Source organism: Halomonas sp. MS1 (assembly GCF_024182575.1).
In the GTDB taxonomy this organism is placed as follows: domain Bacteria; phylum Pseudomonadota; class Gammaproteobacteria; order Pseudomonadales; family Halomonadaceae; genus Vreelandella.
Genome location: NZ_CP098926.1, coordinates 3,555,830 through 3,569,146 on the forward strand (window position 1 = coordinate 3,555,830; position 13,317 = coordinate 3,569,146).

10 protein-coding genes and 1 pseudogene are annotated in these 13,317 nt (G+C 51.3%); 4 read left to right on the top strand and 7 right to left on the bottom strand.

Annotated features, from left to right (window positions below; translation table 11 throughout):
• Positions 1-86: 86 nt before the first annotated feature.
• The 7 genes from NF683_RS16370 to NF683_RS16400 form a co-directional block, all read right to left on the bottom strand.
• Positions 87-1,157 carry an asparaginase gene (locus NF683_RS16370; RefSeq protein WP_253920456.1) on the bottom strand — a complete coding sequence of 357 codons (1,071 nt, stop codon included), beginning with the start codon at positions 1,155-1,157 and terminating at the stop codon, positions 87-89.
• A gap of 167 nt (positions 1,158-1,324) precedes the next feature.
• A complete protein-coding gene (locus NF683_RS16375) occupies positions 1,325-2,524 on the bottom strand; it encodes an MFS transporter (protein ID WP_193060604.1) in 1,200 nt (399 codons plus the stop codon).
• 8 nt (positions 2,525-2,532) lie between these two features.
• Positions 2,533-3,036 carry a hypothetical protein gene (locus tag NF683_RS16380; RefSeq protein ID WP_038483828.1) on the bottom strand — a complete coding sequence of 168 codons (504 nt, stop codon included), beginning with the start codon at positions 3,034-3,036 and terminating at the stop codon, positions 2,533-2,535.
• Positions 3,037-3,113: 77 nt separating this feature from the next.
• Positions 3,114-4,370: a DEAD/DEAH box helicase gene (locus NF683_RS16385; RefSeq protein ID WP_253920457.1), complete on the bottom strand. Its 1,257-nt coding sequence runs from the start codon at positions 4,368-4,370 to the stop codon at positions 3,114-3,116.
• 272 nt (positions 4,371-4,642) lie between these two features.
• Complete coding sequence (locus tag NF683_RS16390) at positions 4,643-5,236, bottom strand: PqiC family protein (RefSeq protein ID WP_253920458.1); 594 nt, start codon at positions 5,234-5,236, stop codon at positions 4,643-4,645.
• A 13-nt stretch (positions 5,237-5,249) separates the two neighbouring features.
• Positions 5,250-6,932 carry an intermembrane transport protein PqiB gene (gene pqiB / locus NF683_RS16395; RefSeq protein ID WP_089038218.1) on the bottom strand — a complete coding sequence of 561 codons (1,683 nt, stop codon included), beginning with the start codon at positions 6,930-6,932 and terminating at the stop codon, positions 5,250-5,252.
• The gene (locus NF683_RS16400) at positions 6,925-8,250 is read right to left on the bottom strand and encodes a paraquat-inducible protein A (protein ID WP_253920459.1); all 1,326 of its coding nucleotides are present in this window, start codon (positions 8,248-8,250) and stop codon (positions 6,925-6,927) included. The genes pqiB and NF683_RS16400 overlap by 8 nt, the downstream gene beginning before the upstream one ends.
• A gap of 221 nt (positions 8,251-8,471) precedes the next feature.
• Between NF683_RS16400 and NF683_RS16405 the strand changes: the two genes are divergently transcribed.
• From NF683_RS16405 to cydC, 4 genes and pseudogenes are all read left to right on the top strand, one after another.
• Positions 8,472-9,446 (top strand): calcium/sodium antiporter, encoded by a 975-nt coding sequence (locus NF683_RS16405; RefSeq protein ID WP_089038219.1) that lies wholly within the window; start codon positions 8,472-8,474, stop codon positions 9,444-9,446.
• Positions 9,447-9,651: 205 nt separating this feature from the next.
• A pseudogene (locus tag NF683_RS16410) lies at positions 9,652-9,855 on the top strand (cytochrome ubiquinol oxidase subunit I); the annotation flags it as partial.
• 49 nt (positions 9,856-9,904) lie between these two features.
• The gene (gene cydD / locus NF683_RS16415) at positions 9,905-11,584 is read left to right on the top strand and encodes a thiol reductant ABC exporter subunit CydD (RefSeq protein WP_089038220.1); all 1,680 of its coding nucleotides are present in this window, start codon (positions 9,905-9,907) and stop codon (positions 11,582-11,584) included.
• On the top strand, positions 11,581-13,308 hold the full coding sequence (gene cydC, locus NF683_RS16420) for a thiol reductant ABC exporter subunit CydC (protein WP_253920460.1): 1,728 nt from the start codon (positions 11,581-11,583) through the stop codon (positions 13,306-13,308). The genes cydD and cydC overlap by 4 nt, the downstream gene beginning before the upstream one ends.
• The last annotated feature ends 9 nt before the right edge of the window (positions 13,309-13,317 follow it).

A 13,317-nucleotide genomic window follows, 5' to 3' on the forward strand; every position in this document is an offset into this window, starting at 1 on the left:
GCTGCTTTCCTTTTGGTTGTTAGCGTATGTTTAAACATAGCGTGTATAAGTGACTACGCCAGTGCGAATTGATCGACGTGCGGTGTTTAGCGCTCGCCGACAAGTGGCGTTAAAAATCGCTGGCGTCGAATGTCCATGGAAAGGGGTTGAGCCAATAGGTGAACGAGTTTGGTGAAAGCGGCTTCCGGTGTCATGTTATCTCCAGACAGTAGGCCCGCTTCTGCTAGACCGTGGCCCGCTGCGTACTCGCCCATATGAATGCTGCCCTGGGGGCACTGGCTAACCGCGGCCAGCAGCTTTCCTTCGCCACTGGCGTTAGCAATGACATCAATGAGTGCAGGGTCGTTGGGTATATTACCTGCTCCCCAAAGCTGCAGTAGAGCCCCCTTAACGCGCGAATCACCGAGCAGAGCTTCCAATTGCCAAGGCGATATACCTGGCCACAATGCTAGTCTAATAACGGCGCCATCGGAGACGGCTTGATAGTCTGAAAGCTCAAAGCGGGGCGCGCCGCGTTGTTGAAACCCTAAACCTCTACTTGGGTAATAAATGAAGTCATCGCCAACGCGTTCACCGATACAGGGATAGCTTGGTGAGATAAACGCATCTAAGGATTCTGTATGCTGTTTAATCGCTCGTGACCCCCTCAGAAGGCGATTTGAAAAATAGATCGCCACCTCTTGTAACTCAACGTTTGCAGCAAACCTTAATGCTCCGTAAAGGTTGCCGATCGCATCGCTATCAATCATTTCAAGAGGATGCATAGAGCCTGTTAACACAACCGGGCGGTCAATCCCCTGTAGCTGATAGGCAAGACTCGACGCGGTCCAGCTTAGGGTATCCGTGCCGTGGATAACGACAAATCCACGGTAGTCGGCTAAGTGGGCTGCAATATCGTTGGCAATCTGTTGCCAAGTCAGCGGCGTCGCTGCACTTGAGTCGATCAATGACGCATAACTAAGCACGTCATAAGCGGGAAGGGCATGTTGGTGCAGTATAGGAAGCTGGCTTAGTGCGTCTGCCATGCGATCTTGAAAGTTCCCCCCTGGGGCTAGTCCCTTTACATTTGGCTGCATGCCAATGGTGCCGCCAGTATAGATGACCAGCACACGTTCTTGAGTGGGGGCGGCGTTTGCCAGGGGAGAAGTGATGCTCATAGCCGTTTCCTGAATTGGGCGAATCTAAAAGGGTCTTTCTCAATCGTAGCGTCTAAGTACGTGTGTCTAAGTGCTTGTGTCTAAGTACCTGTGCCTAAGTGTCCGTGCCTCTGTATGCTATTGAAACAGGCTCTGCAAACTGAGGCAGGTATTGCCTTGCACGACGGCTAACCGCGATGTACTAACAACTCACCGCTATGATCGTCTAATTGGCGGTTACGCCCAGCCAATAAGGCAAATCCGCAACAAATAACAATTAGCAGAATAAGCAGCCATGCTATGTGGGCTAACTCTGCTCCGGCTTGCAGCATCAGACCAACCCCAAAAGGGCCTAGCGCTGCCAACGTATAGCCGCCACCCTGTACTAAGCCAGAAAGCTGCCCCGCGAGACGCGAGTTAGCCGTTCGTAACACCAACAGGCTGAGTGCTAAGCTGAAGCTGCCGCCTTGACCAATACCAAGAAGTACCGCGCCGGGCCACTTCCAGGCTAGTGGCGCAATAAGCAACATCCAAAGCCCTAGTGCAGTGCTAAAAAGAACTAGTAGTAAGGCAGGGCGTTGATCGTGGGTTAAGCGGGCTAGCCAAGGTGCGCCCAGTGCTGAAACTAACTGACACATGATTGAGATGGCCATTGTCCAGCCGGCCGCAGCTTCATCATAGCCTCTGTAGACTAATAAGGTGGGCAGCCAACCAAACACAATGTAAGCCATGGAAGACTGAATGCCCATGAACAGCATGACATGCCACGTAAGTGGCTTACGCATTAATTGGGCGAGCGAAGAAGAGCTTCTTGGCTTGAGTGGGGTGTGTTGGGCCGTTGGCATGTTGATCACCCATAGTGCCAGGGCTACTAATGCTAACAGTGACCAGCTCATTAGACTCAACTGCCAGCTGCCTAGCCATTGCATCAGCGGAACACTAAGACCAGCGCCTAAAGCACCGCCGAAACATAACGCCATGGTGTATAAACCAGTCAGAAGATCGGCGCTGTGGGGAAGCTCGCGTTTAACAAGCGCTGGTAGAAGGGTGCCGCTAAGGCCGATCGCGCTGCCTGCCATTGCTGAGCCAATAAAAAGCGCGCCAGGCACTGGCATGCCTCTTAAGATTAAACCGCAAGTTAATAAAAGCAGTGCACTACTCAGGGCCCGTTCGCTGCCCAACTGTTTAGCCAATAGGGGAGCAAGTGGGGCTGACAAGCCTAAAAAAAGCACGGGTAACGTGGTTAAAATGCCCGCTGATGCAGGACTTAACCCCGCAGTTTCTTGCAGTCGGGAAAGCAGCGGCGCAACTGATGACATAGCAGGGCGTAAATTAAGCCCTACTACGAACATCAGAACAATAAAGGTGTATGTGCGACGAGAAGCCATGCTGACATTTACTTGAGGTGGGGGCGTAAGTCGCCGCGTACCGCATCAAGCAGGGTAATGAAATGATAATCTTGCTGCGTGTCTAAGCAGTCTACGCGCACCTCGGTACGCATCCCCTTATCAATATTCAGCTTGTCGTAGATTTCGAGGGTTAATTTACGTGCAGGTTTATCCCCAGGTGTAATAATGCCGTCTTCCAGCGTAAAGGTTTCCAGTAACGTTACCCGTACTCGCGTGCTGCTCTCTTCGCTAAGTACCCGTCGTACAAATAACCATCCTTCACAGGGTAGCGATTCGTTATCATTACGTTCACGTAAGAAAAGTGTGCGATAACAAGCGCCCTCTGTAGAGGCTTTTTCAGCCATGCTGCGATACGCCTGCAGCACTTGTCCAGCCGATGCCCGGGCATCTTCTAGCCGCTGTGAAATACCTTGGTGCTCACGGCTTAGTTGCTCCTGGCGTTGAAAGGTAAGCCACTGGCGGTAATCGTTAATAAGTTGAGACGACGCCATAATCACTCCATGAATAAGTTAAGTTGTGCCAGCGGAATACGCGAAGCGACAACCTTCGCATATTCCTAAGCTAAGGGCTAGCGACGGGCGCGACGACGACGTTCACCGCCTGTATTAGCTGCTTGCCCTTCCGGTTTACGTTTGGCGCGGGGCTGCTTCTGACCACGGCAGCCATTTTCAATCGGCTCGGGCTTGGCGTTTGGATCAGGTTCAAAACCGGGTTCGATACGTTTAGGCAGGTTTTGCTTGATAAGACGCTCAATCCCACTCAGCAAGCCGTGTTCGTCGACACATACGAGCGAAACTGCTTCGCCATCGCTGCCCGCTCGGCCGGTGCGTCCAATACGGTGAACATAATCCTCTGCCACATTGGGTAAGTCGAAATTAACGACATGGGGAAGTTCGTTGATATCTAGCCCGCGAGCGGCAATGTCAGTGGCGACAAGTACCTGCAAATCACCGCTTTTGAAAGCACCTAGTGCACGTGTTCTAGCCCCTTGGCTCTTATTGCCATGGATGGCCATGGCGGGTATGTCTTGCTTAGAGAGCTGCTCTGCTAAGCGGTTCGCGCCATGTTTGGTGCGTGTGAAAACGAGTACCTGAAACCAACCATGCTGCTGAATTAAATGGGCCAGCAGCTCGCGTTTTTTATCACGATCTACTCGGTAAATGGTTTGCTCAATTTTTTCAGCGGTCGTGTTGCGAGGTGCGACTTCTATTAACGCTGGGTTGTTGAGCAGCTGTTGCGCCAATAACTGTATGTCGTTGGAGAATGTTGCAGAGAACAGCAGGTTTTGACGCTGTTTCGGTACTAAGCGCAATAGACGCTTGATATCATGGATGAATCCCATGTCGAGCATGCGATCAGCTTCGTCGAGCACCAGGATTTCTACGGCCGATAGATCCACGTGGCCCTGCTGATGCAAGTCTAGTAGCCGACCTGGCGTGGCGACCAACACATCAAGCCCCGCTTTGAGTGCATCCACTTGTGGCTGTTGGCCAACACCGCCGAAAATAATATGCGAGCGTAAAGAGAGGTGCTTGCCGTAAGCGGTTACGCTTTCGCCTACCTGGGCAGCAAGCTCGCGCGTAGGCGTGAGCACTAACGCGCGTACTTGGCGTTTGCCGGGGCGCTTGCCATTCGCTAACCGCTGTAACATGGGCAACGTAAAGCCAGCGGTTTTGCCTGTGCCAGTTTGTGCACTGGCGAGCATGTCGCGACCTTCAAGTACAACGGGTATAGCTTTTTGTTGAATAGGGGTAGGCTGCGTATAGCCCTGCGCGGTAACCGCGCGTAGTAAATCGTCGTGCAGACCAAGTTCAGAAAAGCTCATGCGTTCTCCGCAATCGCTTAGTAAGTGACGCCGCTTGGCGTCGTCGTTACTGAGCGTAATGTTCAAAAAGCGAGGATGGTACACCTTCGCGGCAGCGAAGTTTGCCAGATAAAGCGCGCTGCCGCGATGGTCATTTTTTTGCCGATCAAGACGGTGAAATAGACATTGGCTTGAATCGGGGGTGACGTGGTGATGCTGAAAGATGACTCCTTTAGTATATCATGGATACTTCATTTCAGCGTTTAACCTAGAGGCTGGATGCCTTACTGATGTCACATCTGAAAATAATTTCCTTCGCGGATCTCGTTGGCGATTTGCAGGGCCACCTTATCCCAGCTTTCGCCAAGTGAGCGAACGAGAGCAGGGTAGCCGTCCTGCTGGAGCTCGGTCTCTGCAGAAAAACTTTTTAGCGCAAGTAGGTTGTTATCTGCGCCGCGTAACTGCCATTGGCCACTGGTGACCGCTCGCCCGTCGTGCCGCCCCTGAAATTGATCAACTTCAAGTAGTAATGTGAGCGCTTCAGGTGCATTGCCATCAGCATGAACGACCTGAATGGACGTGAGTTCTTGGGATAGTTGAGCACGTAATGCACGTTCTAATTGGCGTCCAATACTTTCAGCCCATTGGTGTTCGCGGGCTTCATTTAGGGTGATGTCATCAAGCTGCATGACGATGCCGTCCACATCCAGATAATGTGCTAAACGTGGTGCTCGCACCTGCAGTGTGCCGATCGGCTGGTTTGGCGAACTCACTGCATTTTCGCTTGGTAGCATGTAGCGAGAGGGTGGTGTGACACTGCTAGCGCAAGCACTTAGCTGTATGCAAAGGCCAAGTAGTGATAAATAGCGGATTGCCTTATAGTGCATAGTAAGCTCCTTCTTAGCGTGGTGCGCGAGGCACGGGATCTTGAGTATCCAGGTTGTCGAATAAGAGCGCTCTTGGGTTTTCATTTAATGTGCGAGTAAGTGGTTGTAAGTCGCGCATTAAGCGATCCAGCCGTTGAATAGCCGTTGTTAAATCCTGATAGGCTGGAGATGACGGTGATACACCTTGCAAGGTGTTACGCAGCTCCTCAAGAGTCGCATTTACGTTTCCGCCCACTGCCTGAGTATCGGGATCATTCAGCAACTGGTTGATGGAGGTGCTTACTTGGCGTATCTCGTTGAGCACACTTTCAGATGCTTGTAAGTTTCGGTCTAAACCTGCAAGTAATGGCTCAACTTCAAGCGCGTTTAATTTCTCAAGCAGGCTGGTTATCTGCGCTTGGATCTGTGCAAAGCCGCCAGCAACAGTAGGGAATACTGTCCTCTCGGAGAACGTTTCGGCGACATATTCATCAGCTAAATCGCGTTGAAAATTAAGATCAACGAAAAGTGCACCCGTTAATAGGCTGCCATTTTTGAGTGATGCACGTAGCCCTAAGCCGAAAAGGCGCTTAAAGCGTGAGTCCCATTGTTCTATGTCGATGTCGGCATTCTCAATGCCCAACCGCTGAGGCTCGATTCGAATCAGCACTGGGATGGCAAACTGAGAACGCGAGTCGGGCTGTGGAGCGGTAAAGTTCCAGGGTACCGACGCAACCGTACCGATTCTTACCCCGCGAAATTCGACGGGCGCACCTTTCGATAATCCGCGAACGGTATCATCAACCAATAGCACGTACTCTAAATACTGATTGAAGGTTCCTTCCCGGGCAGTATTTTCATCCGCATAGAGATTAAAGCGTGCATTGGGCTCTACGGGTTGCCCCATCGGCAAGTCTTCTGGCACGCCAAACGTAACGCCGCCTCCCAGTAATGCTTCAAGAGACTCCACGTTGACACGTACGCCATCGGCATCTAGTTGGAAATCAACACCGCTTGATGTCCAAAATCGAGTGCTATCCGTTACCAACTGGCCGTAGGGTTCTTCAATAAATACTTGGTGGTGCATGGTGCGAGATTCCGCGTCAAACCGAGTATCTTCAACTCGTCCTACGGTATAGCCCTGGTAAGAAACAGGGTCGCCTATACGCAGTGAGTTACCCAGTTGACTGACTAAGCTGATTTGCAAACCAGCCTGCCCAGCTGGGGCAACCGGTGGTGTATCACTTACCGTAAACTCGCGCTCAGGTTCATCCGACTGACCTGCCTCTAGCTGAATATAGGCACCCGACAATACCGTGCCCAGCCCGCTAATGCCCTCGCGGCCGATGCGCGGCTTTACCACCCAGAATCGGCTATCTTCCCTAAGCATCGCTTCCGCTTCTGGTTGGATGCGGGCGGTCATAACGGCGTGGGAAAGGTCATCAGATAAGCGAACGTTTTGGACTCTGCCTATTTCAACATTGCGGCTGCGAATAAGCGTGCTGCCCGCTTCGATACCTTCCGCACTGTCCATTGTTAGTGTGACGAGCGTGCCTCGGCTGGCGTAGTTGTCGTAGGCAAGCCAAAGCCCAATCACCACCGCTACGATTGGCACGATCCAAATCGGAGAGAGCCGTGTTTGCGGTGATGACTTCGCACGATGTAAATCGTTGTTGTCGTTGGTATCGGCTTTCTTTGGTGTTGAATCATTAGCCATCAACAGTTTCCTTGGTGGCCGTGTTACGGCGTGTAGAGCGAGGAGGCGGAGTGTCCCAAATTAAGCGCGGGTCAAACGTCATGGCTGCTAACATTGTGAGCACAACGACGGCAGCAAACGCGAGCGCCGCCGGCCCTGGTGTAATTGACATTAACGACCCTGCGCGAATCAGAGCGACTAATATTGAAACCACAAATACGTCAACCATTGACCATCGGCCTATAAATTCAGTCAGCCGATAAAGTCGAGTTCGGCTTTGTGCGTTGAGCTCGTTGCTATGCTTTATGACCATACAGAGCCAAACCAGTGCGACCAGCTTACCAACGGGAACAATAACACTCGCCACAAAGATAACCACGGCCACGGGCCAGGAGCCCATTTGGATCAGCTGCACAACCCCACCGATGATCGTTGAGGGTGATGAGTGCCCTAAGCTAGTCGTGGTCATAATAGGGTATACATTAGCAGGGATATACATCACCGCTGCTGCAAAAAGCAGTGCCCAGGTGCGTTGCAAGCTGTGTGGTAATCGTGGGTGGAGCTTTTCTTGGCAGCGCAGACAGTGCCCCTTGGCATGCTCATTAAGCCGATTAATTAGGCCGCAAGTTGGGCAGCCGGTTACCCCTTGGCTTGCCGCTGTCGTTCCTGTGAGAGTGCCTTCTGGCGCGAGGGGTTCTTTCTCTAAAGAGAACCACATCCAATCTGAATCAATGGATTGTGTCGTTAACAGTAAAAGGATGGCAAACGCGCTGAACGCCCAGAAAGAGATGCCTATTTCAATGTGTGCCATGCCAGCTATTTTTATCAAACTCACCAGCGCCCCAACGATGAAGACATCCGCCATCATCCATGGGGTAAGCCTCGCTAGTGAACGAGCGATGTCCCGACTAAACGGCATTGGATGGCCGCGAAGTAAGCCAAACTGAAGCCAGATCACGCTAATTAGATAAATAGCGGGCAGCACAACAATGGTCATAATGACAGCGATAGCGACAACAGGCTGATGAAAAGCGATGAGCGTAGTGGCAGTCTGTGAAAGTTCTATACGATTACCAATGCCACTGATGCTAAAGCTAACAAACGGAAATGATACTGCTGCAAGTAGCGCTATTAAGGATGAAAGCGCTAGCGCCATGCTTCTCTGAGCAGGATAGCGATGCCGCTTTACCAGCACATGTGAACAGCGTGGACAAGATGCTTTCTCTCCAGAGCCAAGCGGAGGAAGTGCAGACACCCAGTCACACTCATGACAGGCGCGTAAGCGTCTACGCTGGGCGCGAGATTCAGGAGGGCGGCAGTCGACCTGTGGTGAGTTCACCCGCAAAGAAGGTCGTTTGATAAACTGAAAATGAGGCAACTGCTAATTCTCAATACGTTGAGGAATCCAAATTAGTACGGTGGGCAGGTACTACTGTCAAATCGAGATTAATCTTCGCCCCGTAAAACAGCACTTGACCTAACCAACTAGTTAGACAAGGATGCCTCGGCAATGGTGCCTAATGATAGTGCCTAACATTACGTTATTAAGGAAATGAAATAATGTTGCTCCCTTTTTTGGCTGTAGTTTTGGGCTTGGTGCTTCTTGTATGGAGCGCTGAGAAATTTATCGATGGTGCTGCAGCTACCTCTAGGTGGTTAGGGCTATCGCCACTATTAATTGGCATGCTGGTTATTGGTTTTGGCACCTCTGCACCAGAAATGATGGTGTCAGTGTTGGCGGCCATGCAAGGAAACCCTGGTTTAGCGGTAGGTAACGCCTATGGTTCCAATATCGCTAATATTGGCCTTGTTTTAGGTTTTGTCGCGTTGATCGCTCCTTTAGCGGTGCATTCTGGTGTGATCCGTAAGGAGATGCCACTGTTGATAGGTGTCATGCTTTTGACGGGTTATATGCTTTATGACGGTTGGATTTCTCGCGGAGAAGCCGTCTTACTGCTAGGTGCGTTGGCGCTCTTTATTGGGGTTAGTATTGTCCGTTCACGAGGACAGCAAGATGATCCGCTAGTGGGTGAAGTAGCAGAAGCGCTGGATAGTAAGCCCATGTCTCGTGGCAAGGCGTTTATGTGGACGCTAGTTGGACTAGTCTTGTTGATCGCTAGTTCGCGCATACTGGTGTGGGGGGCGGTCGAAATAGCGGTAGCTTTTGGAGTTAGCGACTTAATTATTGGCTTAACCGTTGTAGCAATAGGAACATCCTTGCCAGAGCTTGCTTCTTCTATCAGCGCTTTGCGGCGCAAAGAGCATGATATGGTGCTGGGTAATGTCGTAGGTTCTAATTTATTTAACAGTTTGGCTGTGGTAGGTCTTGCTGGCGTTATTACACCGATTGAAGTGGGGCGCGAAGTGCTAATTCGTGATTGGAGCGTCATGACCTTTATGACCCTCATGATGGTGTTCTTTGCTTTCTCTTGGCGGGGGCGCCCGCGGCGTATAAACCGTATCGAGGGTGGCGTACTGTTCTCTATGTTCATTGCTTACACTGGCTACATGGTTAGCATCGTAGTGATGTCCTAACTGCGTCAATGCGACACAGTTTTGAAGAAGCGCTAGTAGTGTATAACGTTTGTCACAGCATCAAATGACAACACATTCGAATCTCAGGCTTAGTTGCTGTGTCGCTGCATCGTGCCTAGAGCCTATGCTCATTGCTAAAGTGCAGCACCAGTAAGGCTTAACTAAGCTTGTGTGGCCCAGCTTATCCAGGTCTTAGGAGAGTGTGATGGAGCTTGCCCTCTGCGTGCTATCGCGAATTCAGTTCGCCTTTGTGGAATATTTCCATGCAATTTTTCCAGTTTCTACTATCGGGCTGGTCTCCTATATAGCATTACTCCATGGGCTTTTCTTTAAAACCCAAAACCCAGCTTGGGACCGTCTTTCGCTATTTTGGACAAAAGTGTTTGCGGTTGTCTTTAGCTTGGATGTACCCATTGCTGGCAAGGCGCGACCATCAAATGAGGAGTGCCACTAACCTTATGGCTACCTCTCAATCAGGTCAGGTAATACCCTTAACTTCACGCTCATGGTTGAAATCTCTTGCTCGGCGTGAACACAAAAAGCTCACACTAGCCGCAATAGGTGGCGTGCTTGCAGGGGGGCTTACGGTTTTACTAGTGGTGGGGCTTGCATGGTGCATTGATCAGCTTGTCATTCATGGTCGCTCACCGGCATCACTGACAGTTGTTTTCTTGGGGTTGGTGGCAGTGGTGCTGTGTCGCTCACTACTTCAAGCATTGCAAGAAGCCAGTAGTGCAGAGGCAAGTCTTCGTATTCGCCAGCATGCGCGAGAGGCGTTGCTAAATAAGGTGGCGACGCTTGGGCCCGTTTGGCTTACTCGCCAACAGAGTGGGGCGATAGCGACTCAGGCGGTAGAGCATATTGACGCGTTAGACGGTTATTTCGCGCGTTTTTATCCTCAGATGAGGATTGTCGTCGCCTTACCGTTACTTATCCTTTGCATTGTTGGATGGCTGGACTACCTTGTGGCCATCTTTTTGTTGCTTTCTGCGCCACTTATCCCGCTTTTTATGGCGTTGGTAGGTATGGGCGCTGAGCGTTTGAATCGTGATCAATTCATGGCCGTGTCGCGTTTGTCGGCCCACTTTGTAGATCGAGTCAGAGGGATGACGACGCTCCAGCTGTTTGGCCATACCAAGTCAGCACAAAAAGATGTTTGGTATGCCACCGATGACTATCGACGACTAAGTATGCGCACGCTGCGTCTAGCGTTCCTATCATCCGCGGTGCTTGAGTTTTTTGCATCTGTGGCGATTGCGGTTGTGGCCATGTACGTCGGTTTTGGTCTACTTGGTTATATCGACTATGGGCCTTCCTCCTCTCTAACCCTCTTCACTGGGCTAGCCGTTTTATTGCTGGCACCCGAGTTTTTTCAGCCTCTACGAACACTATCCCAGCACTATCATGACCGCGCAGCAGCATTAGGGGCGGCTGAAAGTATCGTGGCAATACTGAACGAACCAGATCTGGTTCCTTCAGCCACATCAGTGCCTCGTTCGGAAAATACCGTTATTGAGCTGCGCGGGGCGGGTGTCGGATATGAGGGGCGTGCCACGGTCTTGTCCGACCTGAACGCTACCATCCGACGTGGTGACGTGGTTGTTATCACCGGTGAATCAGGTAGCGGTAAATCATCCATCCTAGCCTTAATGGCTGGTTTTATGATGCCTAGCAGCGGTGAGTGCCGCTATCGTCACAGTGGTCAGGTCGCGTGGCTGGATCAAACGCCTTGCATTATTCAGGGAACTCTTGCCGATAACCTGCGCTTAGCGGCTCCTGAGGCTGATCAGGTGTCAATGGTACGAGCACTGCAACGGGCAGGGCTGGGTGAGTTGTTATCCCAGCTACCAAATGGTCTGGAAAGCCTGGTAGGCGAGCGTGGTGTCGGGCTCTCCGGGGGACAAGCACAACGTCTTACGCTGGCGCGTGTCTACCTTAGCGAGGCGCAACTGGTTTTATTAGACGAACCGACGGCAAGCCTAGACGCTATCACTGAGAAGGCTGTCATTCAGGCACTACTAGATTGGGCAAAGGAAGGCCGTACGCTAGTTATTGCAACGCACCACCCTGCGCTGGTAGCCGTTGCTAATCGTCATTTTACCTGTGAAGCCGGTCAGCTTATTGAGGCGACGGTATGACGCAGTTTTATCGCGATATGAAACCATGGCTGCTCATAATGCTGCGTCGTCGTCAGCGTTTCTTTATGGGGGCATTATTAGCGTTGGTGACGCTCCTGGCAGGTCTTGCACTGTTAGGGCTTTCGGGTTGGTTTATTGCCGCGTGTGCGTTGGCTGGCATCGCGTTGGCAGCTGGATTGCCCGTTACTTTGGATATTTATGTTCCCGGTGGCGGTATTCGTTTTTTTGCACTGCTGCGAACGGTGGCACGTTACGCGGAGCGTCTTTATAACCACAATACCGTACTGACATTATTAGCTGATTTGCGCTACCGCGTATTTGGCGATTTAACCAGGTTGGATGAGGCAACGCTTAAGCGCCGCCGCGCGAGTGAATGGCTAAGTCGCTTAACGTCGGATATTGATACGCTTGACAACCTGTATCTGCGCTTGCTTATCCCTCCGTTAGTTGGGCTGTTAAGCATCCTGGTGGTATCTGGCTTTATCGCTATTTGGGTGCCAGTGTTGGGTGGTTTGATAGCCGCTGTGTTGAGCGTGCTATGGCTTGTAGTGACGCTTGGCTATGCGTGGTTGGGGTTTGGTAATAGCCACCAGCAAGTTAGCGACCAAGAAGAGTTACGCCGTCTAGTGCTTGATCAAGTACAAGCGTCGGCTGAGCTAATGAGTTACCAAACTAATCCTTGGTACCGTACGCGGATTAATCAGCACGAAGACCAAGCGCTAAGTAATCAGCGTCAGCTTGCTTATAAGTCGGCCATTGGCAACGCGCTAGTATTAGCGGTGACCGGCGTATTGTTGGTGGGCGTATTATGGCTGGGCAGCTTCATTGTAGAGGCCGGCCACGTGGCGGGGCCTATCATTGTTATGGCGGTTATCGCTGTGCTGGGTATAAATGAAGTATTCACTACGTTGCCTAACGCCTTTCTAAAAGTCGGTGCTAGCTATGGCGCTGCTCGGCGATTAAATGCACTGAGCAGCATAATGACTGAGGCGCCGTCGTTGGCCTTGCCTGATGCTTCTCGCGGGCATCCAGTGGCGTTCAACAATGTTTTTTTTCGTTATCCCGATACAGCCTATTCGGTGCTGTCTGATACTACATTTACCTTGCCTGCCGGAGAGCGAGCAGTAGTGACGGGTATTTCAGGGGCGGGTAAGTCAACGTTGGCTAACCTTATTATGGGTAGAGTTTCGCCTTCAGAGGGGCAGGTTTACGTTGCCAGCTGTGCGCCTTCTAACGTTACTATGGAAAGCCGTGCCAAGCACTTTGCTTTGCTTACGCAGCAGGTTGATCTTTTTGATGGATCGTTAGCGGCGAATCTGCGTATCGCGAACCCTGAGGCAAGCGATGATCAACTGTGGGAAGCTCTCTCTCAAGTTGCCCTAAAGGATTGGGTAAAGCAGCAACCCAATCAGCTTATGACCCAAGTCGGCGAAATGGGGCAGCAGCTCTCAGGTGGGCAAGCGCGAAGAGTGGCATTGGCTCGTGTTTTTTTGCGGGATCCAGCAGTCGTGCTTTTAGACGAACCCTTTGCCGGTGTGGATGCCTTCACCGCTATGCATATTGCTAAATCTCTTGACCATTGGCTCACTGGACGAACAGCGATCTATTTTATTCACCAAGTAGAATGCCCGTCGTTGCTGCCTGGTGTTAACTACCACTGGCGACTTGCTGGGGGGAAGTTAAATACGGATACTCTTGATAATGTTGGAAATAATTTATCCTAATGACAGGAG

Bases quoted from the DNA above. Each gene is read 5' to 3' on its own strand.
- NF683_RS16370 (WP_253920456.1), bottom strand. From the start codon at position 1,157: ATGAGCATCACTTCTCCCCTGGCAAACGCCGCCCCCACTCAAGAACGT.
- NF683_RS16375 (WP_193060604.1), bottom strand. From the start codon at position 2,524: ATGGCTTCTCGTCGCACATACACCTTTATTGTTCTGATGTTCGTAGTA.
- NF683_RS16380 (WP_038483828.1), bottom strand. From the start codon at position 3,036: ATGGCGTCGTCTCAACTTATTAACGATTACCGCCAGTGGCTTACCTTT.
- NF683_RS16385 (WP_253920457.1), bottom strand. From the start codon at position 4,370: ATGAGCTTTTCTGAACTTGGTCTGCACGACGATTTACTACGCGCGGTT.
- NF683_RS16390 (WP_253920458.1), bottom strand. From the start codon at position 5,236: ATGCACTATAAGGCAATCCGCTATTTATCACTACTTGGCCTTTGCATA.
- pqiB (WP_089038218.1), bottom strand. From the start codon at position 6,932: ATGGCTAATGATTCAACACCAAAGAAAGCCGATACCAACGACAACAAC.
- NF683_RS16405 (WP_089038219.1), top strand. From the start codon at position 8,472: ATGTTGCTCCCTTTTTTGGCTGTAGTTTTGGGCTTGGTGCTTCTTGTA.
- cydD (WP_089038220.1), top strand. From the start codon at position 9,905: ATGGCTACCTCTCAATCAGGTCAGGTAATACCCTTAACTTCACGCTCA.
- cydC (WP_253920460.1), top strand. From the start codon at position 11,581: ATGACGCAGTTTTATCGCGATATGAAACCATGGCTGCTCATAATGCTG.